This window comes from Sphaerisporangium sp. NPDC051017, assembly GCF_040683095.1.
Lineage (GTDB): Bacteria > Actinomycetota > Actinomycetes > Streptosporangiales > Streptosporangiaceae > Sphaerisporangium.
Genome location: NZ_JBFBCI010000064.1, coordinates 24,455 through 46,666, shown reverse-complemented (window position 1 = coordinate 46,666; position 22,212 = coordinate 24,455). Strand labels below are relative to the sequence as shown.

Genomic DNA, 22,212 nt, shown 5'->3' with positions numbered 1-22,212 from the left:
CCGGATGCATCGAAACGGTGCACGTCCGGTTCGGGCCGGGGGCCACTGGAAAAGGACCTGCACCAGCAGGCACCTCGCCAGTGGCCTACCGGTACTCCGCTACGCCCGCCCCGGCATCGCGAAACCCTCCCGTACCAGCACGGACCGACCACGTACCGGCGACACGAACGGGACACTCGCCGCCGGTGCCGACGGTTCTGGAGCCGCTGGCACGGACGGTGCGCGTACCGACGGCGCGGACGCCGCTCGCGTCGAGAACACGCTGGTCCTGCGCTTGTCGACGAACGGCGACCGCCTGCGGGTCGAGGTCACGGACTCGGGCCTCACCGCCATGGGCCCGCGCATCAGGACGGGCCCGGCGTTCCTCCTCACCGAGGGCGGCCGGGGCCTGGCCATCGTCGACCTGCTGTCGGACGGCCGCTGGGACGTCCACACCAACCCGGACGGCCCCGGCCACACCGTGTGGTGCGAAATCGCCACCGAACCGGCCGACACCCCGGCGCCCTGCGCCATCCCCTGACTCCCACCACGCCCGTCCCCCTGCCTCAGCCGCCCGACTCCCCTACCTCAGCCGAGAGCCCTCCCACTCCGGGAGTGGGAGCCCTTCGACCACCCCCGGCGGGACGTCGTGGCGCGCGGATTGTTCCCCGCGCTCCGCCGCCACACCGCTCCACGCCCCCCTTGGAGCGCCCCGCCGGGGGTTCATCACCTCACTTGCGGCTCATCTCACCCACCGCTCACCAGCGCGGATCGACGGCGGCGCGTCACTCGGCACGCAGTCGGGCGAAGAGGCGGTCGGACGCCGGGCGGTTCAGTTCGAGCCGGTGCGGGTCGGACGCGCTGCGGCGTACCGGCACGGTGACGGTGTGGACGGCGGGGACCCCCGCGCGCCGTATGCCGTCGGCTATGGCGAGCATCGTCGCGACGTCCAGACCGGCATCGGTGGTTACCGACTCGGTGACCGTTTTGAGGAACGCGAACATGCGCTCCGGTTCGGTGAGCAGCGTGTCGGCCTTCTTCAGCAGGGCTCCCATGAGGTGCTGCTGGCGCTCGATACGCCCCAGATCGGACCCGTCGTCCAGCGCGTACCGCGTCCGCGCGTACGCCAGCGCCTGCTCGCCGTTGACGAGACTGCGTCCCGCCGGCAGCCGCAGGCCGGATTTCGGGTCGTTCACGGCCTTCGGCAGAGTGACCTCGACCCCGCCGAGCGCGTCCACCAGCTTCTTGAATCCGGAGTAGGGGATCTCCACCGTATGGTCGACGCGGACGTCCGCGGACTCCTCCACCGTCTTCGCCAGACACGGCATGCCGCCCGCCATGAACGCCGAGCCGATCACCCCGGCGTGGGCCTTCACCGTCGTTCCCCGTGAGGCCCGGCAGTCGGGGATGCGCACCAGCAGATCCCTCGGCAGGCTGACCACCGTCACATCTTTGCGGTCGGCGGGCAGGTGGAGCAGGACGACGGCATCGGAGACCGGCCCTGAGCCGGCAGGAGCGCCCCCGCGGTCCCCACGGCTCCCCGCCGTCCGATCGTCTGTGCCCAGCAGCAGGATCGTGAGCGCCCTGACGGGCCTCGGAGTCGGGGACGAGCCGACGTCGGTCATGACATTCTCCGCGTTCATGCGCAGGAGCAGGCTCGGGACGGCCAGGACGACCGCCGTGAGCGCGGCGGCCAGGCCGAGCGCCACCCAGCCCGGCATGCGCCGTCGACGGCGGACGCCCGTGGCCGCGTCGAGGAGGCGGCGTCGCTGGCGGACAAGCGTGGCGGGCGGCTCGTGCTCCAGGTCACGACCGAGGTCGCGAAGCATCGTCAGGTCGTCCATGGTCATTCCTCGTCCCGCATCGGGTTGGTGTGGCCGAGTGCTTCGCGCACCTTGCGCCGAGCCCTGTTCAGGCGGGAGCGCACCGTGCCGATCGGTATGCCGAGCGCCCGCGCCACCTCCTCGTACGAGAGATCGCCCCAGGCGATCAGCAGGAGGACGTCGCGGTCCCCCTTGGAGAGCCCCGCGAGCGCGGCGGCGAGCATCGGGCGGGACGCCGTCGCGGTCACCCCGTCGGCCACCCGGTCGGCCGGGCTCTCGGCGACGACCTCCACCGGGCTTCGCGTCAGCGCCCTGTAGCGAGCCGCCTCGGTGCGGTGGTGGCGGGAGACGAGCTTGGTGACGATCCCGAACAGCCAAGGACGGGCGTCCGGGCAGGTCAAGTCGTATCGGTCACGACGCCGGAAGGCGACCAGGAACGTCTCGCCGACCAGATCCTCGGCGACTTCGGGGCCGAGGCGGCGCGACACGTACCGGTACAGCATCGCCGAATAGCGGTCGAACAACGCCGCGAACGCCTCCGGCTCGGCCCGCGAGCCGGAGATCAGCTCGGCGTCGGAGGCCGGGGTGGCGGGCGGTGCGGTCATCGAAAGCACCATGGCATGAAGGCCGGCCTTCCCGTAGAAGACATGTCGGCCATATCTCGCCACAACACCGGGATCAGGTTCACGCCCCAGATGTCGTGCGCCATCTGACTCTGCTGCAGATCGACCCGACCGCCGCCATCGCGCCCAACGCCGACCTCGTGGCGTGGAGCCGGCTCGGGTCTTCTTACACGCCCGACCAGTGAGAAGCGTTCACTGTGCCGAAAACAGCTTGCCCCGGGTCGCGTGCACAGCAGTAGCGATACCCGGGGCGTACATGGGCCAGCATACCGATTTCCAGCCACAGCGGGAGGTCTCACTGGGCTCCTCGGGCGTGATCGGAGCGCGGAAATTGTCGTACCCGGCTGCGATGCTGAGGGCACGATGCGCGAGGGGGGCGCGGTTTTCCGGTGAGACGTTGGCACCGCCGCCCTCCCCCACGCGGAACGCCTGATCCTCGAAGGCCAGACCCACATGGCCAACCCGAAGGCCCCCCGCCCCGTCCTGGAACGGTTCTTCACACAATGATCACTTCGCCGCAATTGGACGACCTCGACGTACGCGCCCCGCATGGGGCCGAGCGTTGGAGCCTGATGATCTGGGACTGGTCCCGGGAGGCCATCGAGGATCCCTTGATCAGCGACGCCTGCCGCCTGTTGCTCTCGGCGGGAACGTGCCAATCCCCCGAAAACGCCACAATCAGCGGCACAAACCACAGCTCGAAAGACGACCTCTCCGTGAAGTTCGGCGAGGTCATCCTCCCCCAGGAGTGGACGACCGGCCCCGCCCGACCCGACCGCGTTCCCGTGACGTCGTAGAACCACAGCGGAGCCCACATCCTCGCCTGCGGCAAGGCGGACGGCCGGTTCTTGGTCCGGCTCGGTTACTTGCCGACGTCACCAGGGCGATCAGATTCTCTGCGAATCCGAACGGTGACGGAAAGTGAGACAGTATGCTGGCATACGTGAAGCGGACCACGATAAAGCTTTCGGATGATCTTGCCGCACGCGTGCTGCATGAGTCCGTGCGACGCGGCATGACCGTGTCCGAGTGGACGCGAGAGGCGATCGAGGCACATCTACCCGGCAACAGCCAGCGGCGATTGCTCGCGGCCGGGGCAGGCCACAGCGGCGAAGACGACATCTCCGAACGCATTCACGAGATCCTCGACCGGGAATGGGCCCGCCGTCACCGGGAGGCGTCATAGGCGCTCTCGTCGTAGACGCCGGCCCTCTGTACGCGTACGTCGATGCCGATGACAAGCATCACAAAGAGTGCCTGACGCTGCTCGAAGCCCACCCCGGACCACTGATCGTCCCGACGCTGGTGGTTGCGGAGGCCGCGTATCTCATCGCGACGCGTCTCGGCGCCGAGGCAGAGGTCAAGTTCCTCGGAGACTTCGCCCGCGGGGTATTTGCCGTACAACCGGTGCACCCGTCGGATTGGCTACGGATGGCGGAGTTGGTCTCCACATATCGCGATCTGCCTCTCGGGACCGCGGATGCTTCCGTTCTTTCGTGCGCGGAGCGGCTGAACATCACTCACATCGCCACGCTGGATCGTCGCCATTTCACCGTCGTGCGTCCACGTCACGCCGCGGCGATGACCCTTTTGCCCTGAGAAGTTCCTGCCACACACGACCAGCGGTCGGGCCAGGACTCCGGTGAGGGGGCGTCCTGGCCGATCGCTACAGCGTCAAAAGATCGTCCGAGGCGGTCGCGGGTCAGCGGGCGTCGACGATCATGCCGGCGCCTACGGTACCGTTGGTGGATTCGTCGATCAGGATGAAACCGCCGGTCAGGCGGTTTCTGGCGTAGTCGTCGACGAACAGCGGTTGGGTGACGCGCAGGGAGACGCGGCCGATCTCGTTGAGGCCGAGGGACGTTGCGGACTCGTCGCGGTGCAAGGTGTTGACGTCCAGGCGGTAGTGCAGGTCGCGGACCATCGCGCGGGCCGTGCGGGTGGTGTGCTTGATGACGAGCTTGGAGCGCGGGCCGAGCTTGAGCCCGTCGGTCATCCAGCAGACCATGGCCTGGATGTCCTGGGCGACGTGCGGCCGGTTGTTGGGACGGCAGATCATGTCGCCGCGCGAGATGTCGATGTCGTCCTCCAGGCGGAGGGTGACCGACATCGGCGGGAACGCCTCGTCCACGGGCCCGTCGAAGGTCTCGATGGCCGCCACGCGGGTCGTCAGGCCGGACGGGAGGTGCATGACCTCGTCGCCCGGCTTGAGCACGCCGCCCGCGACCTGCCCGGCGTACCCGCGGTAGTCGTGGAAGTCGTGGTCGTTGGCCCGCTGGGGACGGATCACGTACTGGACGGGGAACCGCACGTCGACCAGGTTGCGGTCGGAGGCGATGTGCAGGTTCTCCAGGTGGTGGAGCAGGGAGGTGCCCTGGTACCACGGCATGTTCTCGGACCGGGACACCACGTTGTCGCCGTGCAGCGCCGAGATCGGGATGAAGGTCAGGTCGCCGACGTTGAGCTTCGCCGCGAACGCCGTGAACTCCTCGCGGATCTCTTCGAAGCGGTCGCGCGAGTAGTCGACCAGGTCCATCTTGTTCACGGCGAGCACGAGGTGGGGCACCCGCAGCAGGGTGGTGAGGAACGCGTGGCGGCGGGACTGCTCGATCACGCCCTTGCGCGCGTCGATCAACACGATCGCCAGGTCGGCGGTGGACGCGCCGGTGACCATGTTGCGCGTGTACTGGATGTGGCCGGGGGTGTCGGCGATGATGAACTTCCGCTTCGGCGTGGCGAAGTAGCGGTAGGCCACGTCGATGGTGATGCCCTGCTCGCGCTCGGCCCGCAGGCCGTCGGTGAGCAGGGACAGGTCGGTGTACTCGGTGCCCCGGTCGCGGCTCGTGCGCTCGACGGCCTCGAGCTGGTCCTCGAAGATCGCCTTGGAGTCGAAGAGCAGGCGCCCGATGAGCGTGGACTTACCGTCGTCGACGGAACCCGCCGTGGCGAAACGAAGGATGTCCATCAGAGCTGATCTCCATCGGTAGCGGCGAGGCGAGGAAGCGCGGGGCGAGAGGCGGCAAGGGCATGGGACCGGAGGGAACCAGCGGCCAGGCGCGCGACGCGCGCCTCGGATCGAAGCGCGCCGCCGGGGTGGGCCAAGAAGGGGGAACGCATCAGAAGTAGCCCTCCTTCTTGCGGTCCTCCATGGCGGCCTCGGATGCGCGGTCGTCGGCACGCGTCGCGCCGCGCTCGGTGATGCGGGTGGCGGCGATCTCGGCGATGATCTGCTCGACCGTGGCGGCGGCGGACTGGACGGCTCCGGTGCAGGTCATGTCGCCGACCGTCCGGTAGCGCACGACGGCCTCGAAGGTCGGCTCGTCCTCGCCTCGGTTGACGACGTCGGAGTCGGCGAGCAGCATGCCGTCGCGCTCGAAGACCGTGCGGGTGTGCGAGAAGTAGATGGACGGGATCTCGATGCCCTCGCGCCGGATGTAGTCCCAGATGTCGAGCTCTGTCCAGTTGGACAGGGGGAAGACGCGGATGTGCTCGCCCTTGCGGATGCGCGCGTTGTAGAGGTTCCACAGCTCGGGCCGCTGGTTCTTCGGGTCCCACTGGCCGAAGTCGTCGCGGAAGGAGAACACGCGCTCCTTGGCGCGGGCCTTCTCTTCGTCGCGGCGGGCCCCGCCGAAGACGGCGTCGAACTCGTGCTCCTCGATCGCGTCGAGCAGCGTCGTGGTCTGCAGCCGGTTGCGGCTGGCCCGCCGCCCGGTCTCCTCGACGACCCGCCCGGCGTCGATGGACGCCTGGACGAACGCGACGACGAGGCGGGCGCCCAGCTCGGCGACCCGCCGGTCGCGGAACTCGATCACCTCGGAGAAGTTGTGCCCGGTGTCGACGTGCATGAGCGGGAACGGGATGGGGGCGGGCCAGAACGCCTTCTCCGCGATCCGCAGCATGACGATGGAGTCTTTGCCGCCGGAGAAGAGGAGACACGGACGCTCGAACTCGGCCGCGACCTCACGCATGATGTGGATCGCCTCAGCCTCGAGGACGTCGAGCTGTGATGTCGTGTAGTCCCTTGCAAGCATCTGCTCTTCCTCCGGGCTAGCCCTGACGGTGCGCGTCGCGGATGCCGGCGAGCAACGTTGGCGCCAGATCCGGTAGGGAGACCAGAATATCCGGCAGCGAGGGGTTCTCTTGGTTGTAGACCAAGGGACTCCCGTCGATGCGGCTCGTGTGGGCTCCCGCGGCGCGGGCGACCGCCACGGGGGCGGCCGAGTCCCATTCGTACTGGCCACCCGCGTGGACGTACGCCTCCACCTCGCCGGTGACCACCGCGACGATCTTCGCGCCGGCCGAGCCCATGGGTACGAGATCGGCACCCACGAGATAGGCCAGCTTCTTGACGAACTCGGGCGGCCGCGTGCGGCTGACGGCGATGCGGATTCTGCCCGGGCGGGACCTGGGCAGCTCGGACGGCTCGGCCGTGCTGAGCGTCACGCCCTGGGCGGGCAGCGCGACGGCCCCCGCCACCAGCTCGCCCTGGGCCCCCGCGCTCTGGGCGGCTCCGCGCTGCCACAGGGCGACGTGGACGGCCCAGTCGGCGCGCCCCGACTCGCCGAACTCGCGCGTGCCGTCGAGCGGGTCGATGATCCACACGCGGTCGGCGACCCGGCGGCGCGGGTGCAGCCGCTCTTCGCGGGTGCCCTCCTCGGACAGGACGTAGTCGCTCGGCCGCAACCGCGACAGCGCTTCGTTGAGGTGGACATGGGACTCACGGTCGCCCGCCTGGCGCAGCGCGGCGGGGTCGCCGAAGCCCTGGCCGGCGCGCAGCGCCAGGAGCCTCTCACCCGCCTCGGCGGCGAGATCTCTCGCGAGCGCGTGGTCGTCGCGTATCGTCACGGTGCCCTTCCTCATGCATGCCGCCCCGAGTTCCGAGGCCACGGGGGCGGTACGCACCCGGGCCGCTTGCCGCCTCGGGCTAGTACGCACCCGAGCCGCGCGCCACGGCGGACCACGTCTTCCACAGGATCTGAAGATCCAAAGTGAGAGACCAGTTCTCGACATAACGCAGGTCCAACCGTACCGATTCCTCCCACGAGAGGTCGGACCTGCCGTTCACCTGCCACAGGCCGGTCATGCCGGGGCGGACGACCAGCCGCCGCCGCACGTCGTCCCCGTACCCGGCGACCTCCTCGGGCAGCGGCGGCCGGGGCCCGACCAGCGACATGTGGCCGACCAGCACGTTGACGAGCTGCGGCAGCTCGTCCAGCGAGTGGCGGCGTAACCAGGCGCCGATCGGGGTGACCCTCGGGTCGTCCCTGATCTTGAACAGCAGGCCGTCGCCGTCGCTGACGAGGTCGATCTTGCGGTGTTCGGCGTCCGTGCCCATCGTGCGCAGCTTGAGGATGGTGAACTCGGCGCCGTCCCTGCCCACCCGCGTCTGGCGGAACAGGGCCGGGCCAGGGCTGGTGGCGCGCACGGCGAGCGCCAGGGCGGCCAGGAGGGGGAACAGGACGGCGAGGGCGACGGCGGCGACCGTGCGGTCGAAGAGGTTCTTCAGGAGCCTGCGGGTGCCGGCCAGCTCGGGGTGCTCGACGTGCAGAAGCGGCAGCCCGGCGACCGGCCGGATCGTCGTGCGCGGCCCGGCGACCTCCATGAGCGCCGGGGCGACGACGAGGTCGGTGCGGGTCTTCTCCAGCCGCCAGGCCAGGCGGCGCAGGGCGGTGCCGTCGAGCTCGGGACAGGCGAGGACGGCGACGGTGTCGGCCTCGGCCTGGCAGACCGCCAGGGGGACGTCGGTGAAGTCGCCGAGGACCGGCACGCCCTCGACCTCGCCGAGGGAGTCCTCACGCGGGAGGCACACGCCGACGACGTCCATGCCGTGGTAGGGCTCGGCGCGGAAGCGGCGGATCAGGTCGGCGAGCGCGGCGCGGTGGCCGGCGGCGATCACGCGGCGCATGCACCGCCCCCGGGCCCGCATGGCGTGGAGCCTGCGGCGCAGCCCGTAGCGGCAGCACAGTGTGAGCAATGTCATGAGCGGGAGTGCCAGGACGACGTACCCCCGGGCCAGGTCGGTCTTGGTGACGTAGGCGGAGATCGCGACGCCGGCGGTGAGGAGGAACCCGCACTGCGAGATGCGCCGGAACTCCTCGGACCCGACCCCGACCAGCCGCGACTCGTACGCGCGGTTGAGGCCGAGCAGGCACACCCACAGGACGGGCAGCACGAGGCTGAGCACAAGGTAGGGGGTGACGTACGGCGTGACCTGGCCGAACCGGACGTTGACGGCGGCCGCCCCGGCGAGGAGCCCGCAGACGAGGTCGATCGCCACGGCGCGGACGCGGTAGCGCCGGACCCACCGCGGCAGCCACGGCCGCCCGTACGGCCCCGCGAAGCCCTCGAACGGCGCCGCGGGCCCGCGCGGCGGCTTCCGCACCGAGACCTCAGGCCTCTCGGCCACGCCCACCATGCCTCCCCGCTACCGTCCGGACACTTTCCGTGAGGATGCTAGCGGGCCGGTCCGACAATCTTGACCGATTCATGGAACTCCCCTGACCGCCGACGTGGATTCCTGGCCCACCGACGGCGGTCCAACCGCCGTCCGGCCGGGCCTCTCTCGCTTTGCAAGTGACCCGTAAGAAGCCGTCAAACAATCACACATACCAACATGTCAGGAATCCAGTCATTTACCGGGGAGGTCACCAGATGACCGATTCGACGTCGGGCTCTGTTCGTCCGGGATCGTCGGCCGCACGCCCGCCGAAGGCCGTGGTGCGTCTTCTCGGCCCGCTGGAGGTGCTCGGCCCCGCGGGCCGGGTCCAACTGGTCGGCGTGCGGCAGCGCACGCTGATCGCGCTGCTGGCGTTGCGGGTCGGCGAGATCGTGACCTACGAGCGGCTGGTGGACGGCCTGTGGGGGGAAGATCCGCCCGTGACGGCGCTGGCCAGCCTTCGCAGCCACGTCGCCCGGGTGCGACGGGCCCTGGCCGACGCCGACCTGCCGGACGTGCTCGCCACCAGAGGCCGGGGATATTCGCTCGGCCTCGACCCGAGGTCCGTGGACGCCTGGCGTTTCGCGTGGCATGTCAGTGTGGCGAGGCGTGCATCGGCCCGCGAGGAGCCCGCGCGCGTGGCCGAGGAGCTGAGCCGAGGGCTGGACCTGTGGCGGGCCGACGTACTCGTGGACTGTCAGGTGTGGGGGTGGGCGGACGGGGAGGCCGCGCGGCTGCGCGAGCTGCGCCTGTCGGCGACCGAGGATCGCTGGGCGGCGGGTCTTCGTTCGGCCGACCCGGTGGAGGCGATCGGCGAACTGGAGCGTCTGGTCGGTGCCCATCCCCTGCGGGAGCGGCTGTGGGAACTGCTGCTGGAGGCGCTGCGCCTGGCCGGACGGCTGGGCGAGGCGCTCGCCGTCTACCAGCGGGCGCGGGCCGTGCTCGCGGCCGACCTGGGGGTCGAACCGGGGACGGCGATGCGCAGCCTGCACGCCGGAATCCTCGCCGACAACGCCAGGGAGGTAGGACCCCCGGTCGCTCTGGACGTTCTGCGCCGCCCCCCTACGGCGTCCGGCCTGCCCGTGCCGCTCACCGAGTTGATCGGCCGGGATCCGGAGCTCGACGCCATCATCGACCTCATCGGTTCGCACCGGCTGATCACCCTGACCGGTGCGGGCGGATGCGGAAAGACCCGCCTGGGCATCGCCGTCGCCTCCCACGTGGCCGGCGACCTCGCCGACGGCGCCTGCTTCGTCGACCTTTCTCCCGTCAAGGAACCACACATGGTCGCCGCCACGGTCGCCGCCTCGCTGGGGCTGCGGGAGCGGCCGGGATCGGATCCCGAGCGGACGCTCACCGCCGGTCTTCGAGACCGCGAGCTGCTGCTGGTCCTGGACAATTGTGAACATGTGAGGGAAGGGTGCCGCTCCCTGGTGAGACGGCTGCTGGGCGCGTGTCCGAAGGCCCGTGTGCTCGCCACCACGCGTATCCGGCTCGCCGTCCCCGGCGAACTCGTGCGGCACATCCCGCCGTTACCGGTTCCCGACCCCTCCCGGCACGGCACCCTGGCAGAGGTGATGGCCTTCCCGTCCGCGCAACTGTTCCAGGCCCGCGTGTGGGAGCGTACCGGAGCACGGATCGCCGAAGCGGACGCACGCGCTGGCGCGCGTCTGCGTCGAACTGGACGGCCTGCCCCTCGCCCTCGAACTCGCCGCCGCGCGCAAACCCATGCTGACCATGTCGGAGATCGCCGACCGGCTGGGCGACCGCCTGCACGTGTTCAGCGACAGCGCCACCATGCCCAGTCACCGCAGCTTGAACGCGACATTGGATTGGAATTACGAACTGCTCAGCGCCTCCGAACAGGCGCTGTTCCGTCGCCTGGCCGTCTTCGCCGGGGGCTTCACCCTCGACGCCGCCCAGGCGCTGTGGCCGGAGGAGACGCTCACGGTGCTCGGGGCCCTGGTGGACAAATCGGTGGTCATGGCCGAGCAGTACGGCGCCGGCTCGCGCTACCGCCTTCTGGAGACGGTACGGGCCTATGCCGCGGAGCGGCTCGCCCGCACCGTCCCAGAAGAGGAGGCCCAGGCCCGCGACGCCCACGCCGCATACTTCCTCCGCCTCGTGCGGGCGGGGGATCGGCATGAGGACGGGCCCGAAGATCAGGACCGGTTCGACCGGTTCGCCGGCGAACACGACAACCTGCGGGCGGCGATGTCGTGGGTGTCCGCGCGGCCGTCCGGTGACACCGATCCGAGGTTCGTCCTCGCTCTGCGGAGGTACTTCGATCGGCGCGACCACCATCAGGGGTCGCGCGGCGCCTGAGCGGTCCGCCGGGCGCCGGAGGTGGGCCCCGGCGTCGCGACGCCCGCCGCCACAACGGCATCGACGTCGCCGGGGCCCACCCCGCGGGTCTCAGGGGCCGATGACGACCTGGTGCTTGAGTTCCTGGTACGCCTCGTCGAACTCCGCCACCGCCACGTCCCGCCAGGGATCCGGCAAGGGGCCGCCGTTGGCCTTCTGCAGCGCGGTCAGCCCGTCGGCGATGTCGACACCGGCGGCGCTCAGCCACGGAATGGCGGCGGGCCTGATAACACCGGCGTAAATGTCGATGTACCCGACCTGCGCCACGCTCACGGTCGTGTTCCTCCCGAGCGTCCCGGCGGCGGAGGTGAACGAATTCAGCGCCTCTGCACGAAGCTGCTGCCGAACCGTGGGGTTGGTGGTCAGCGCCGCCTGGTCGAGCGACCTCAGCCCCCTGGTCAGCGCTGTGACGTACTGGATCTTGATCGTCTCGGGAAGCACCGTGTACTCACGGAAGTCGAGCGCGAACTCGGGCGGGCACGTCGGGCACCGGTAGTCCACCAGCACCGGAATCGGGATGCAGTCCACGACCCTTCCGTTCCGGATGATCGGGATGCAGTTCGAATACCCGTCGGCCGAGGCCGGTGTGCTCACCGCCACCTGTCCTAGCAGCACCGAGACGATAAGAGCGAGCAGAGCGGCCGCCCATCGGCTGCGTTTCACTGGTCCTCCTTGGGGGGTGCCGGGTGCGCTGTCACGACGCGCGCCGGCCTGCGGCCAGCCGGCCTCGACCGGAGCATCACCGGTTTATCCCGCCGACCTTGTGGCGGCGTTGTGCCAGCGTTGTGGCGGCATTGCCGCGGCTCCGCGCGGGCTGGAGGAGACGCCCGCGTGCCCGCCACGTCAGCGTGGCGGCTTCGCCGGCTTCAGGTCGCTCGGGTGGAAGGTGTTCTGCGTGGCCTCCAGGCCGCTGGTGATCAGCGACTCGGCGACGTCGGCGGCGCGGTCGACCAGGAAGGGAAGGTCCTTACGCTCGGCGGTGGCGAAGTCACGCAGGACGAAGTCGGCGGCGTCCATGCGGCCCGGCGGGCGGCCCACGCCGAAGCGGACGCGCAGGTAGTCCTTGGTGGCGAGGGACTTGGTGATCGAACGCAGGCCGTTGTGCCCGTTGTCGCCGCCGCCGAGCTTGACGCGCAGCGCGCCGTACGGGATGTCCAGCTCGTCGTGGACGACGATGATGTTCGCCGGGACGACCTTGAAGAAGTCGGCCAGAGACTTGACCGGCCCGCCCGAGAGGTTCATGTACGACCGCGGCTTGGCCAGCACGACGGAGGCGCCCGCGAGACGCCCCTCGACGACCTCGGCGTGCGCCTTGTGCGTCTTGAAGCGGCCGCCGACGCGCGCGGCGAGCTCGTCCAGCACCATGAACCCGGCGTTGTGCCGGTTACCGGCGTACTCGGGGCCGGGATTGCCCAGGCCGACGATCAACCAGCGGTCCACGACATATCTCTCCGTTCACTTGGCGCCCGGCGGATGGCCGCGGACATCGAACAGGGCAGCCCGCCGCGCGTGGCTGCCCTGACGACGATACGGGAGATTACTCCGCGGCGGCCTCGCCGGACGCGGCCTCGGCCTCGCCCTCCGCGGCCTCCTCGGTCGCGGCCGTCGGGAGGACCGCGACCTGCAGCACGACGGTCTCGGCGTCGGCGGCGAGGCTGGAGCCCTGCGGGAGCTTCAGGTCGCCGGCGGTGATGACGGCGCCGACCTCCAGGCCCTCGATGTCGACCTCGACACCGGTCGGGATGTGGGTGGCCTCGGCCTCGACGGCGACGGTGAGGGTCTGGTGGTCGAGCAGGCCGCCCGGGGCGATGTCGCCGATGGTGGTGACCGGGATCTCGACGGTGACCTTCTCGCCGCGCTTCACGAGCAGCAGGTCGACGTGCTCCAGGAAGCCCTTGATCGGGTCGCGCTGGACGCCCTTGGGCAGCGCGATCTCGTTGACGCCGTCACCCTGGAGGCGGATGAGCACGTTCGGCGTGCGCAGGGCGAGCAGCAGCTCGTGGCCGGGCAGTGTGAGGTGCTTGGGCTCGATGCCGTGTCCGTAGAGAACGGCGGGGACCTTGTCGGCGCGGCGGATCTTGCGCGCGGCGCCCTTGCCGAACTCGGTGCGCGGCTCGGCGGCGATACGTACCTCGGACACGGTGATCTCCTAGGGAGTCTGGGATTCCAAGCGCTCACCCTCACCCGCCCTAGCGGTAGGCGTTACGAGCGCGGACAACCCTCTAAGACTACCGTGCCCTGCCTATTGCCTCGCTCCGCTCGGCGGTTCGGGGCGCCCCTTTAGGCGATGTTCTTCCGTCCTCAGGCGCAAGGGATCGTCCCTCACCCTTGCGCCTGAGGACTCCAGAACACCGCCGCGCCCCGAACGGGCTTATGGCCGCGCCTCCGGCACGGCGGGTTCGGGGCGCTTTGGGGTCGGCGCCCCGAACGGGGTCAGGCGTCGCCCTCGAAGAGGCTGGTCACCGAGCCGTCGTTGAAGACCTCGCTGATGGCGCGGGCGATCAGCGGGGCGATCGACAGGACGGTGAGCTTGTCGAAGCGCTTCTCTTCGGGGATGGGCAGTGTGTTGGTGACGACGACCTCGGAGATGCGCGAGTTCTTCAGCCGGTCCACGGCAGGGTTGGAGAAGATCGCGTGGGTGGCGGCGACGATGATGTTGGTGGCGCCCTGCTCGTACAGGGCGTCGGCCGCCTTGGTGATCGAGCCGCCGGTGTCGATCATGTCGTCGATCAGCACACAGGTGCGGTCTCTGACCTGGCCGACGACCTCGTGGACCTTCACCTCGTTGGCGACGTCCAGATCGCGCCGCTTGTGGATGAACGCGACGGCGGTGCCGAGCTGGTCGGCCCAGCGCTCGGCGAGGCGGACGCGGCCGGTGTCGGGCGAGACGATGGTCGTGGTCGCCGGGTCGAGCTTGTCGCTGAGGTAGCGGTGGAGCACGGGCAAGGCGAACAGGTGGTCCACCGGGCCGTCGAAGAAGCCCTGGATCTGCGGGGTGTGCAGGTCGACCGACATGAGCCGGTCGGCGCCCGCGGTCCTGAACAGGTCGGCCATGAGCCGGGCCGTGATCGGCTCGCGGCCGCGGCCCTTCTTGTCCTGCCGGGAGTAGCCGAAGAAGGGCAGGACCACGGTGATGCGCTTGGCCGACGCCCGCTTGAGGGCGTCCACCATGATCAGCTGCTCCATGACCCACTTGTTGATGGGCTCGGTGTGGCTCTGGATGACGAACGCGTCGCTGCCCCGCACGGATTCGAGGTAGCGGGCGTAGATCTCGCCGTTGGCGAAGTCGTGGAGCCTGGTCGGGGTGACGTCGATGCCGAGGTCCTTGGCCACTTCCTCGGCCAGCTCCGGGTAGGCCCGGCCGGAGAAGAACATCAAGTGCTTCTCACCGGTCGTCTTCTTGCCGGTCGTCTTCTTGTCGCTCACGCTGCCCTCCTCTCCTTACGGCCCGCCGGACGTCTCCGCGACGCGACGCCGCAGTTCTCGGCTCGCTCGCCGCGTTGTTTCATTTGGTGCTCTCCCGATGTTGTTCCCCGGCGGGCCCGTCTTGATCACCCGCCGGTCGGGCGGCTTCGGCCGGTTGCGTGGCCGAGCCGTCCAGGGCGCGCTGCGCCGCCTCGGCCGAAGCCGTGCCGGCGCGCCGGCGCGCGACCCACCCTTCGATGGTGCGCTGACGCGCGCGGCCCACCGCCATCGCCCCCGGCGGAACGTCGTTGGTGATGACGGAGCCGGCCGCGGTGTAGGAGCCGTCGCCGATGGTGACCGGGGCGACGAGCATGTTGTCGCTGCCGACCCGGACGTGGTCGCCGACGGTCGTGTGATGCTTCCGCACGCCGTCGTAGTTCACGAAGACGCTGGACGCGCCGATGTTGGAGCCCTCGCCGATGGTGGCGTCGCCGACGTAGGTGAGGTGCGGGACCTTGGACCTGGCGCCGACGCGGGCGTTCTTCATCTCGACGTAGGTGCCGGCCTTGGAGCCCGGGCCAAGGATCGTTCCGGGCCGCAGGTAGGCGTACGGGCCGACCGACGCGCCGGGGCCGATCTCGGCGCCCTCGCAGACGGCGTTGCGCACGACGGCGCCCTCGCCGACGGTGGTGTCGGTGAGGGTGGTGGCGGGCCCGACCTCGGCGCCGGAGGCGACGGCCGTGCGGCCGTGGAGCTGGGTGCCGGGGTGGACGACGACGTCCCGGTCGATCGCGACGTCCACGTCCACCCAGGTGGAGGCGGGGTCGACGATGGTGACGCCGGCGCGCATGTGGGCGTGGAGGATGCGGGTGTTGAGCACCCCGCGGGCGAAGGAGAGCTGGACGCGGTCGTTGACGCCCTCGACCTCGATGTGGTCGGCCGCGACGTACGCGCCGACGCGGTGCCCGTCCTCGCGGAGGATCGACAGCACGTCGGTGAGGTACTCCTCGCCCTGGGAGTTGGCCGTGGAGACGCGTTTGACGGCGTCGGCGAGCAGCAGCCCGTCGAAGGCGTACACGCCGGAGTTCATCTCGCGGATGACCCGCTGCTCGGGGGTGGCGTCGCGCTCCTCGATGATCTCCAGCACGGCGCCGGTCGCGTCGCGGATGATGCGCCCGTAGCCGGTGGGGTCGGGGACCTCGGCGGTCAGGACGGTGACGGCGTTGCCGTCGGCGGCGTGGGTGACGAGGAGTTCGGCCATGGTCTCGGTGCGCAGCAAGGGCGTGTCGCCGTAGGTGACCAGGACCGTTCCGTTGATGGTGCCGACCGCCTCCAGGACGGTGCGCACGGCGTGACCGGTGCCGTTCTGCTCGGCCTGGACGACGGCGCGGGCGTCCGGGCCGGAGGCGGCGAGATGGGCCTGGACCTGCTCGCGGGCGTGGCCGACCACGACGATGAGGCGCTCGGGGGCTAGGCCTCGCGCGGCGGCCAGCACGTGGTCGACCAGGGGACGACCGCACAGTTCGTGCAGGACCTTGGGGGTGGAGGACTTCATGCGGGTGCCCTCGCCCGCGGCGAGGACGATGACGGCTGCCGGGCGCGGCACACTCACGGAACGAGGCTCCCTCGGCGTCGCGGCTGAGACATGACAGAGCGGGACGACGCGCGGTAACCCCCTGGGCACCGCACCGCCACCCACCCGACACCGCGAGCTTACCCGCCGCCCGCCGGGCGGGTCGCGGGCCCCTCCGTGAAGGGCCCGGCCCTGCCAGGACATCGCCGCGTGGCGCCCGCGACGGATGAGGAGAAGAAAAGTTCCGGCGCCTGGACTCGAACCAGGACAACCCTGCTCCAAAGGCAGGTGGGCTGCCAATTACCCTACGCCGGACCGATTCGCGACCTTCCCAAACCGCGGTGACAAGGATACCCATCCAACGCCCTTGCCGCCCAACGCATTGCCGCCCGGCTCCGGGGCAGGGGGGCTCTGAGGCGTGGATACCGCGCGGGCGGCAAGGGAGCGGAAGTCGTGGAATGCGCAGCCTTCGCGCCGGGCACGCGGGAGCACGGGAGCGCGGACCAGGTCATTGGCATATGCGGATGTGTCCCTTTACCAGGTTTGGGGATGAATGCGCAAGACGTGGATCCGCCACCGGATGGCGCGCGAACCTTCATCTTCCCCACATTCCAGGCTTAGGGATTCCTAACTTACGATGCCGTAGGTTACGGTTACGTAGCTCCAGATCGTCCGCTCTACCGAACACGTGAGGTAGCCCATGACCGTCGTCGCAGACCGCGCGACCCCGCCGCCGCGTCCCGATCTCGAACCGGAGCCGAAGTCGAACTTCGAGCGCGTCCTGCTCGTCGTCTTCGTCTCGGTGCCGTTCCTCGCGCTGCTGGCGGCCATCCCGCTGATGTGGGGGAGCTTCCTGAGCTGGACGGACGTCGCGATCACCGCGGTGTTCTACGCCATCAGCGGGTTCGGCGTCACCGTCGGATTCCACCGCTACTTCACCCACGGCTCGTTCAAGGCCAACCGGCCCCTGAAGATCGTCCTCGCCATCGCGGGCAGCCTCTCGCTGGAGATGGGCGTCATCGACTGGGTGGCCACCCACCGCCGCCACCACAAGTACTCCGACAAGGAGGGCGACCCGCACTCGCCGTGGCGCTTCGGCAGCGACTGGAAGGCCCTGACCAAGGGGCTGCTGTTCGCCCACGTCGGCTGGATGTTCTCCTCCGAGCGCACCAACCGCGAGCGCTTCGCCAAGGACCTGATCAACGACAAGGACGTCAACCGCATCCACAACGCGTTCCCCTGGCTCGTCGCCGCCTCGCTGATCCTGCCCGGGGTCATCGGCGGCCTGGTGACCTGGTCGTTCATGGGCGCGGTGACCGCGTTCTTCTGGGGCAGCCTGGTGCGCATCGGCCTGCTCCACCACGTCACCTGGTCGATCAACTCGGTCTGCCACGTGTTCGGCGACGAGGCGTTCGAGGTGCGTGACAAGTCCCGCAACGTCTGGTGGCTCGCGATCCCGTCCTTTGGCGAGTCCTGGCACAACCTGCACCACTGCGACCCGACCTCGGCCCGTCACGGCGCGCTCAAGGGGCAGATCGACTCGAGCGCCCGCGTGATCCGCTGGTTCGAGCAGGCAGGCTGGGCGACCGACGTCCGGTGGCCCACTCCCGAGCGTCTGGCGGCCAAACGGCGTGTCTGATCTGCCCTCTCGGTCGGGCCGCCCCCTGGCGGCCCGAACGTCCGGCAATCTCCCGGCCCGCCTCCCAGATTCGGGTACAACCCCTCAAACCACCACTATTGCGGTTGCCTCACCCGCAGGGCCCAGCATTATTAGACCCATGACCGAGTCCTCCACCCCCCGTGGACGCGTCCGCATGACGGGTAAGGAGCGCAGGGAGCAACTGATCCGGGTCAGCCGCACCCTCTTCGCCGAGAAGGGCTTCGACGGCACGTCCATCGAAGAGATCGCGGCCAGCGCCCAGGTGTCCAAGCCGGTCGTCTACGAGCACTTCGGCGGCAAAGAGGGCATCTACGCCGTCGTGGTGGACCGCGAGATGCAGCGGCTTCTCAGCCTCACGGCCGTGGCGCTGCAGGCGGGCCACCCGAGGATCCGGCTGGAACGTGCCGCGCTCGCGCTTCTGCAGTACGTCGAGGAGTCCAGCGAGGGCTTCCGCATCCTCGTGCGCGACTCCCACGCCGCCTCCGGGACCGGCACGTTCGCGAGCCTCATCAGCGACATCGCCGGCCAGGTCGAGGACGTCCTCGCCGACGAGTTCGCCGACCGCGGATACCTGCCCACCCTCGCCCCGATGTACGCGCAGATGCTCGTCGGCATGGTGGCGCTCACCGGCCAGTGGTGGCTGGACGCCCGCAGGCCCGACCGCGAGGAGGTGGCCGCGCACCTGGTCAACCTCGCGTGGAACGGCCTCACCCGGCTGGAGCCGCAGCCCCGGCTGACCGCCGCCTCCACGCGCGCCAGGCCCGTCCCGCAGCCCGCCATCGAGCTCAACGGCGCCTTCGCGCTCACCGGCAAGGAGCTCAAGGGCCTGGAGAAGGCCCGCGAGAAGGACCTCAAAGAGCTCGAACGCGCGCGCGAGAAGGACCTCAAGGAGCAGGAGCGCGCACGCGAGCGCGAGGCCAAGGAGCAGGAGAAGATCCGCGCGCGCGAGCAGCGCGAGCAGGAGAAGCTGGCGCGCGAGCAGGAGAAGGCGCTCGCCCGGGAGCGGCGCGAGCAGGAACGGCTGCGGGCCCGCGAGCAGCGCGAGCGCGAGAAGCTGCTGCGCGAGCGTGAGAAGCAGCGCGCCCAGGAGGCCAAGCAATCCGATCGGGACACCACCCGCAGCCCCCACGCCGCCGGGCACGGCGAGCGTGTGGAACTCGTCGAGAGGGTAGACCTGGTCGAACGGGTGCAGATACCCCGGCGCCCGGAGCTCGGCCCGGCGGGTGAGCACGGCGAGGACGGCCAACCGTGATCAAATCCCCCGGCAAGTAAAACCGTCGTTGCTGAAAAGTTAACGTGTCGTTCAATTATATAGGGCATTTTGGACATATGTCCGTCGAGATCGTGCCGCCCACCCCTGCAGGACACGACCTGCCCCTCCCTCAGGACCGTTTCCTCAACCGCGAGGAGAGCTGGCTCCACTTCAACGAGCGAGTGCTGGAGCTGGCCGAAGATCCTGATGTTCCCCTGCTGGAACGGGTCCGTTTCCTCGCCATTTTCGCCAGCAACCTGGACGAGTTCTTCCGGGTGCGCGTGGCGGGGCTCAAACGCCGCATGGCCACCGGCCTGCTGCTGCGCACGAAGAGCGGGATGAAGCCCCGCGAGGAGCTCGTCAAGATCGCCAAGATCGCGGACGACCTCGCGCGGCGCCACGCGGCGGTCTACCACAAGCAGATCTGCCCGCAGCTCACCGGCGTGGGCATCGACATCGTGCGCTGGGACGACCTCAGCCGGGACGAGCGCACCGCGATGCGCAAGCTCTTCCGCGAGCGCATCCGGCCCGTGCTCACCCCCCTCGCGGTCGACCCCGCCCACCCGTTCCCGTACATCTCGGGCCTCTCGCTCAACCTCGCCGTCACCGTGCGCAACCCGAGCACGGGCAACACCGTGTTCGCCCGGGTCAAGGTCCCCTCGCAGCTCCCCCGCTTCGTCGCCGTCGCCAAGGACCGCTTCGTCCCGATGGAGGACGTGATCGCGGCCCACCTCGGCCAGCTCTTCAAAGGCATGGAGATCGTCGAGCACCACGTCTTCCGGGTGACCCGCAACGAGGACCTGGAAGTCGACGAGGACGTCACCGAGAACCTCATGAAGGCGCTGGAGAAGGAGCTGCTCATGCGCCGCTTCGGCCTCCCCGTCCGCCTGGAGGTCGAGGACACGATCACCCCCGAGGTGCTGGAGCTCCTGGTCGACGAGCTCGACGTCAACGACTACGAGATCTACCGGCTCCCCGGCCCGCTCGACCTGTCCGGCCTGCACGCCATCGCCGACCTGGAGCGCGGCGAGCTGAGCTTCCCGCCGTTCGTCCCCGCCGAGACCCTGCACGCCGAGGACGACCTGTTCACGACGCTGCGCGAACGCGACATCCTGCTGCACCACCCCTACGACTCGTTCGCCACCAGCGTCCAGCGGTTCATCGAGGACGCGGCGGCCGACCCGAACGTCATCGCCATCAAGCAGACGTTGTACCGCACCAGCGGCGAATCGCCGATCGTGGACGCGCTGATCGACGCCGCCGAGGCCGGCAAGCAGGTCGTGGTCGTCGTGGAGATCAAGGCGCGGTTCGACGAGCACGCCAACATCAAGTGGGCGCGCAAGCTGGAGAAGGCCGGCTGCCACGTGGTCTACGGCGTGCTCGGGCTGAAGACGCACGCCAAGATCGCGCTGGTCGTCCGGCAGGAGGCCTCCGGCGAGCTGCGCCAGTACTGCCACATCGGCACGGGCAACTACAACCCCAAGACCGCGCGCCAGTACGAGGACTTCGGCCTGCTCACGGCCGACCCGCTGCTCGGCGAGGACCTCACCGACCTGTTCATCCACCTCACCGGCTACAGCCTGCACTCGGCCTACCGGCGGCTGCTGGTCGCCCCGCACGCCCTGCGCGACGGCCTGCTGACCCGCATCGACCGCGAGATCGCCCACCACCGCGCCGGCCGCCCCGCGCGGATCCGGATCAAGGCCAACTCGCTGGTGGACGAGCCGCTGATCGACGCGCTGTACAAGGCGTCCAACGCGGGCGTCCCCGTGGACCTCATCGTCCGGGGCGTGTGCACGCTGCGGCCCGGCATCCCGGGCCTGTCGGAGACCATCCGCGTGCGCAGCATCCTCGGGCGGTTCCTGGAGCACTCGCGCATCTACGAGTTCGGCGGCGGACGCAGGCCCGAGATCTGGATCGGCAGCGCCGACCTGATGCGCCGCAACTTCGAGCGCCGGGTGGAGGCGCTGGTCAAGGTGAGCAGCGCCCGGCAGCGCGCGTACCTGTCGGAGATGCTCGACCTCGCCATGACCGACACCACGAGCAGCTGGTGGCTCGACGGCGACGGCACCTGGGTTCGCCACCACACGGGCGAGAACGGCGAGCCTCTCCTTGATCTGCAGTCCCACCTGATAGGAAGCAGGCGGTGGAGGAGCATCGATGACTGACGCGCCCCCCCGAACACGCCGAGCGGAGCGAGGCCATGGACACTGACACGCTGATCCGGGCCGCCGGGGCCGTGGTGTGGCGCGGGGCGAGCGACGATCCCGAGATCGCCGTCATCCACAGGCCGCGGCGCGACGACTGGTCGCTGCCCAAGGGCAAGCTGCTGCCCGGCGAGCACATGATCGCGGGGGCGCTGCGCGAGGTGGCCGAGGAGACGGGCCTCGGCATCGTCCTCGGCCGCCGCCTGCCGACCATCCACTACCTGAAGGACGGGCGGCCCAAGCGCGTGGACTACTGGACGGCGCGCGCCGTCGCGCAGGTCGCCGAGTTGCCCTCCGACGAGGTGGACGGCCTGGAATGGCTGCCGCTGGACCAGGCGCGGGCCCGCATGTCGTACGAGGTGGACGCCGGGATGCTGGCGAGCCTGCTGGACGCGCCGCTGGAGACGACGCCGCTGGTGCTGGTCCGGCACGCCAGCGCCGGCGAGCGCGAGGAATGGACCGGCGACGACGACCTGCGGCCGATCGACAAGGAGGGCGAGGAGCAGTCCCGCTGCCTGGCCGAGGTGCTGTACGGCTACCGTCCCGCCACGCTGCTCAGCTCGCCGAGCAAGCGGTGCGTCCAGACGCTGGTGCCGTACGCGGCCAGGGAACTGCTGCGGATCGGCACCGACCACCTGCTGACCGAGACCGACTACGACGCGCCCGCGACGCTCGCCCTCACGTCCAAGCTGGTCGACGCGGGCGAGCCCGCGCTGGTGTGCAGCCACGGCAAGGTGCTGCCCGAGCTGATCGAGGGACTGCTCGGACAACGCTCGGGCCCGCACCTGGACGACACGCACCTGGGCAAGGGCGGCCTCGCGGTGCTGCACCACACGGACGGGCGGATCGTGGCGGCGGAGCGCTACCGTACCTGAGACCATCCAGGTCCC

General features: G+C 69.9%; 20 protein-coding genes, 1 tRNA gene and 1 pseudogene. 10 read left to right on the top strand and 12 right to left on the bottom strand.

Features of this window, described 5'->3' with window-relative positions; translation table 11 throughout:
* A partial coding sequence (locus AB0M95_RS34175) for an ATP-binding protein (RefSeq protein ID WP_363773731.1) occupies positions 1-520 on the top strand: 520 nt, incomplete at its 5' end.
* 244 nt (positions 521-764) lie between these two features.
* On the opposite strand, the gene AB0M95_RS34170 is transcribed toward AB0M95_RS34175, so the two are convergent.
* Positions 765-1,823 (bottom strand): LCP family protein, encoded by a 1,059-nt coding sequence (locus tag AB0M95_RS34170; RefSeq protein WP_363773728.1) that lies wholly within the window; start codon positions 1,821-1,823, stop codon positions 765-767.
* 2 nt (positions 1,824-1,825) lie between these two features.
* On the bottom strand, positions 1,826-2,407 hold the full coding sequence (locus tag AB0M95_RS34165; RefSeq protein WP_363773725.1) for a sigma-70 family RNA polymerase sigma factor: 582 nt from the start codon (positions 2,405-2,407) through the stop codon (positions 1,826-1,828).
* Between the two features lie 539 nt (positions 2,408-2,946).
* On the opposite strand from AB0M95_RS34165, the gene AB0M95_RS34160 reads away from it, so the two are divergent.
* The 3 genes from AB0M95_RS34160 (at position 2,947) to AB0M95_RS34150 (ending at position 4,024) form a co-directional block, all read left to right on the top strand.
* On the top strand, positions 2,947-3,222 hold the full coding sequence (locus AB0M95_RS34160) for a hypothetical protein (protein ID WP_363773722.1): 276 nt from the start codon (positions 2,947-2,949) through the stop codon (positions 3,220-3,222).
* A 146-nt stretch (positions 3,223-3,368) separates the two neighbouring features.
* Positions 3,369-3,611 (top strand): CopG family transcriptional regulator, encoded by a 243-nt coding sequence (locus AB0M95_RS34155; protein ID WP_363773719.1) that lies wholly within the window; start codon positions 3,369-3,371, stop codon positions 3,609-3,611.
* Positions 3,581-4,024: a PIN domain-containing protein gene (locus AB0M95_RS34150; RefSeq protein ID WP_363773716.1), complete on the top strand. Its 444-nt coding sequence runs from the start codon at positions 3,581-3,583 to the stop codon at positions 4,022-4,024. Before AB0M95_RS34155 ends, AB0M95_RS34150 begins: the two co-directional genes overlap by 31 nt.
* A 103-nt stretch (positions 4,025-4,127) precedes the next feature.
* Here AB0M95_RS34150 and cysN read toward each other — a convergent pair whose 3' ends face one another.
* The 4 genes from cysN to AB0M95_RS34130 form a co-directional block, all read right to left on the bottom strand.
* On the bottom strand, positions 4,128-5,390 hold the full coding sequence (gene cysN, locus AB0M95_RS34145; RefSeq protein WP_358526930.1) for a sulfate adenylyltransferase subunit CysN: 1,263 nt from the start codon (positions 5,388-5,390) through the stop codon (positions 4,128-4,130).
* Between the two features lie 151 nt (positions 5,391-5,541).
* The gene (cysD, locus tag AB0M95_RS34140; RefSeq protein ID WP_363773713.1) at positions 5,542-6,456 is read right to left on the bottom strand and encodes a sulfate adenylyltransferase subunit CysD; all 915 of its coding nucleotides are present in this window, start codon (positions 6,454-6,456) and stop codon (positions 5,542-5,544) included.
* 16 nt (positions 6,457-6,472) lie between these two features.
* Positions 6,473-7,270, bottom strand: a complete 798-nt coding sequence (locus AB0M95_RS34135) for a 3'(2'),5'-bisphosphate nucleotidase CysQ (RefSeq protein ID WP_358526933.1) — start codon at positions 7,268-7,270, stop codon at positions 6,473-6,475.
* Positions 7,271-7,349: 79 nt separating this feature from the next.
* Positions 7,350-8,702, bottom strand: coding sequence for a sugar transferase (locus AB0M95_RS34130; RefSeq protein ID WP_358526994.1), 1,353 nt, complete (start codon positions 8,700-8,702; stop codon positions 7,350-7,352).
* A 374-nt stretch (positions 8,703-9,076) separates the two neighbouring features.
* Here AB0M95_RS34130 and AB0M95_RS34125 point away from each other — a divergent pair.
* Together AB0M95_RS34125 and AB0M95_RS34120 are read left to right on the top strand one after the other, a co-directional pair.
* Positions 9,077-9,805 (top strand): annotated as a pseudogene (locus AB0M95_RS34125) (AfsR/SARP family transcriptional regulator); the annotation flags it as partial.
* 793 nt (positions 9,806-10,598) lie between these two features.
* Positions 10,599-11,186 (top strand): hypothetical protein, encoded by a 588-nt coding sequence (locus AB0M95_RS34120; protein ID WP_363773743.1) that lies wholly within the window; start codon positions 10,599-10,601, stop codon positions 11,184-11,186.
* Positions 11,187-11,276: 90 nt separating this feature from the next.
* Here AB0M95_RS34120 and AB0M95_RS34115 read toward each other — a convergent pair whose 3' ends face one another.
* The 6 genes from AB0M95_RS34115 to AB0M95_RS34090 all read right to left on the bottom strand — a co-directional run bounded on the left by AB0M95_RS34115 (position 11,277) and on the right by AB0M95_RS34090 (position 16,518).
* Positions 11,277-11,888: a hypothetical protein gene (locus tag AB0M95_RS34115; protein ID WP_363773710.1), complete on the bottom strand. Its 612-nt coding sequence runs from the start codon at positions 11,886-11,888 to the stop codon at positions 11,277-11,279.
* 180 nt (positions 11,889-12,068) lie between these two features.
* The gene (gene pth, locus AB0M95_RS34110; protein WP_363773707.1) at positions 12,069-12,665 is read right to left on the bottom strand and encodes an aminoacyl-tRNA hydrolase; all 597 of its coding nucleotides are present in this window, start codon (positions 12,663-12,665) and stop codon (positions 12,069-12,071) included.
* Between the two features lie 97 nt (positions 12,666-12,762).
* A complete protein-coding gene (locus AB0M95_RS34105; RefSeq protein WP_363773704.1) occupies positions 12,763-13,365 on the bottom strand; it encodes a 50S ribosomal protein L25/general stress protein Ctc in 603 nt (200 codons plus the stop codon).
* 293 nt (positions 13,366-13,658) lie between these two features.
* Positions 13,659-14,651 (bottom strand): ribose-phosphate diphosphokinase, encoded by a 993-nt coding sequence (locus AB0M95_RS34100; RefSeq protein WP_363773701.1) that lies wholly within the window; start codon positions 14,649-14,651, stop codon positions 13,659-13,661.
* 79 nt (positions 14,652-14,730) lie between these two features.
* Entirely contained in the window at positions 14,731-16,242 is a 1,512-nt protein-coding gene (glmU, locus tag AB0M95_RS34095; protein ID WP_363773698.1) for a bifunctional UDP-N-acetylglucosamine diphosphorylase/glucosamine-1-phosphate N-acetyltransferase GlmU, read from the bottom strand.
* A 203-nt stretch (positions 16,243-16,445) separates the two neighbouring features.
* Positions 16,446-16,518, bottom strand: a tRNA-Gln gene (locus AB0M95_RS34090).
* A 385-nt stretch (positions 16,519-16,903) separates the two neighbouring features.
* Here AB0M95_RS34090 and AB0M95_RS34085 point away from each other — a divergent pair.
* The 4 genes from AB0M95_RS34085 (at position 16,904) to AB0M95_RS34070 (ending at position 22,197) form a co-directional block, all read left to right on the top strand.
* Positions 16,904-17,842 carry an acyl-CoA desaturase gene (locus AB0M95_RS34085; RefSeq protein WP_363773695.1) on the top strand — a complete coding sequence of 313 codons (939 nt, stop codon included), beginning with the start codon at positions 16,904-16,906 and terminating at the stop codon, positions 17,840-17,842.
* Positions 17,843-17,981: 139 nt separating this feature from the next.
* On the top strand, positions 17,982-19,115 hold the full coding sequence (locus tag AB0M95_RS34080) for a TetR family transcriptional regulator (RefSeq protein WP_363773692.1): 1,134 nt from the start codon (positions 17,982-17,984) through the stop codon (positions 19,113-19,115).
* A 77-nt stretch (positions 19,116-19,192) separates the two neighbouring features.
* Positions 19,193-21,283, top strand: a complete 2,091-nt coding sequence (locus AB0M95_RS34075; RefSeq protein ID WP_363773689.1) for an RNA degradosome polyphosphate kinase — start codon at positions 19,193-19,195, stop codon at positions 21,281-21,283.
* A 35-nt stretch (positions 21,284-21,318) separates the two neighbouring features.
* Positions 21,319-22,197 (top strand): NUDIX hydrolase, encoded by an 879-nt coding sequence (locus tag AB0M95_RS34070; protein WP_363773686.1) that lies wholly within the window; start codon positions 21,319-21,321, stop codon positions 22,195-22,197.
* The last annotated feature ends 15 nt before the right edge of the window (positions 22,198-22,212 follow it).

What these genes read in the sequence shown, in the direction of transcription:
- AB0M95_RS34170 (WP_363773728.1), bottom strand. Translation starts at nt 1,823, where the DNA reads ATGGACGACCTGACGATGCTTCGCGACCTCGGTCGTGACCTGGAGCAC.
- AB0M95_RS34165 (WP_363773725.1), bottom strand. Translation starts at nt 2,407, where the DNA reads ATGACCGCACCGCCCGCCACCCCGGCCTCCGACGCCGAGCTGATCTCC.
- AB0M95_RS34150 (WP_363773716.1), top strand. Translation starts at nt 3,581, where the DNA reads ATGGGCCCGCCGTCACCGGGAGGCGTCATAGGCGCTCTCGTCGTAGAC.
- cysN (WP_358526930.1), bottom strand. Translation starts at nt 5,390, where the DNA reads ATGGACATCCTTCGTTTCGCCACGGCGGGTTCCGTCGACGACGGTAAG.
- cysD (WP_363773713.1), bottom strand. Translation starts at nt 6,456, where the DNA reads ATGCTTGCAAGGGACTACACGACATCACAGCTCGACGTCCTCGAGGCT.
- AB0M95_RS34120 (WP_363773743.1), top strand. Translation starts at nt 10,599, where the DNA reads ATGTCGGAGATCGCCGACCGGCTGGGCGACCGCCTGCACGTGTTCAGC.
- AB0M95_RS34085 (WP_363773695.1), top strand. Translation starts at nt 16,904, where the DNA reads ATGACCGTCGTCGCAGACCGCGCGACCCCGCCGCCGCGTCCCGATCTC.
- AB0M95_RS34080 (WP_363773692.1), top strand. Translation starts at nt 17,982, where the DNA reads ATGACCGAGTCCTCCACCCCCCGTGGACGCGTCCGCATGACGGGTAAG.
- AB0M95_RS34075 (WP_363773689.1), top strand. Translation starts at nt 19,193, where the DNA reads ATGTCCGTCGAGATCGTGCCGCCCACCCCTGCAGGACACGACCTGCCC.
- AB0M95_RS34070 (WP_363773686.1), top strand. Translation starts at nt 21,319, where the DNA reads ATGGACACTGACACGCTGATCCGGGCCGCCGGGGCCGTGGTGTGGCGC.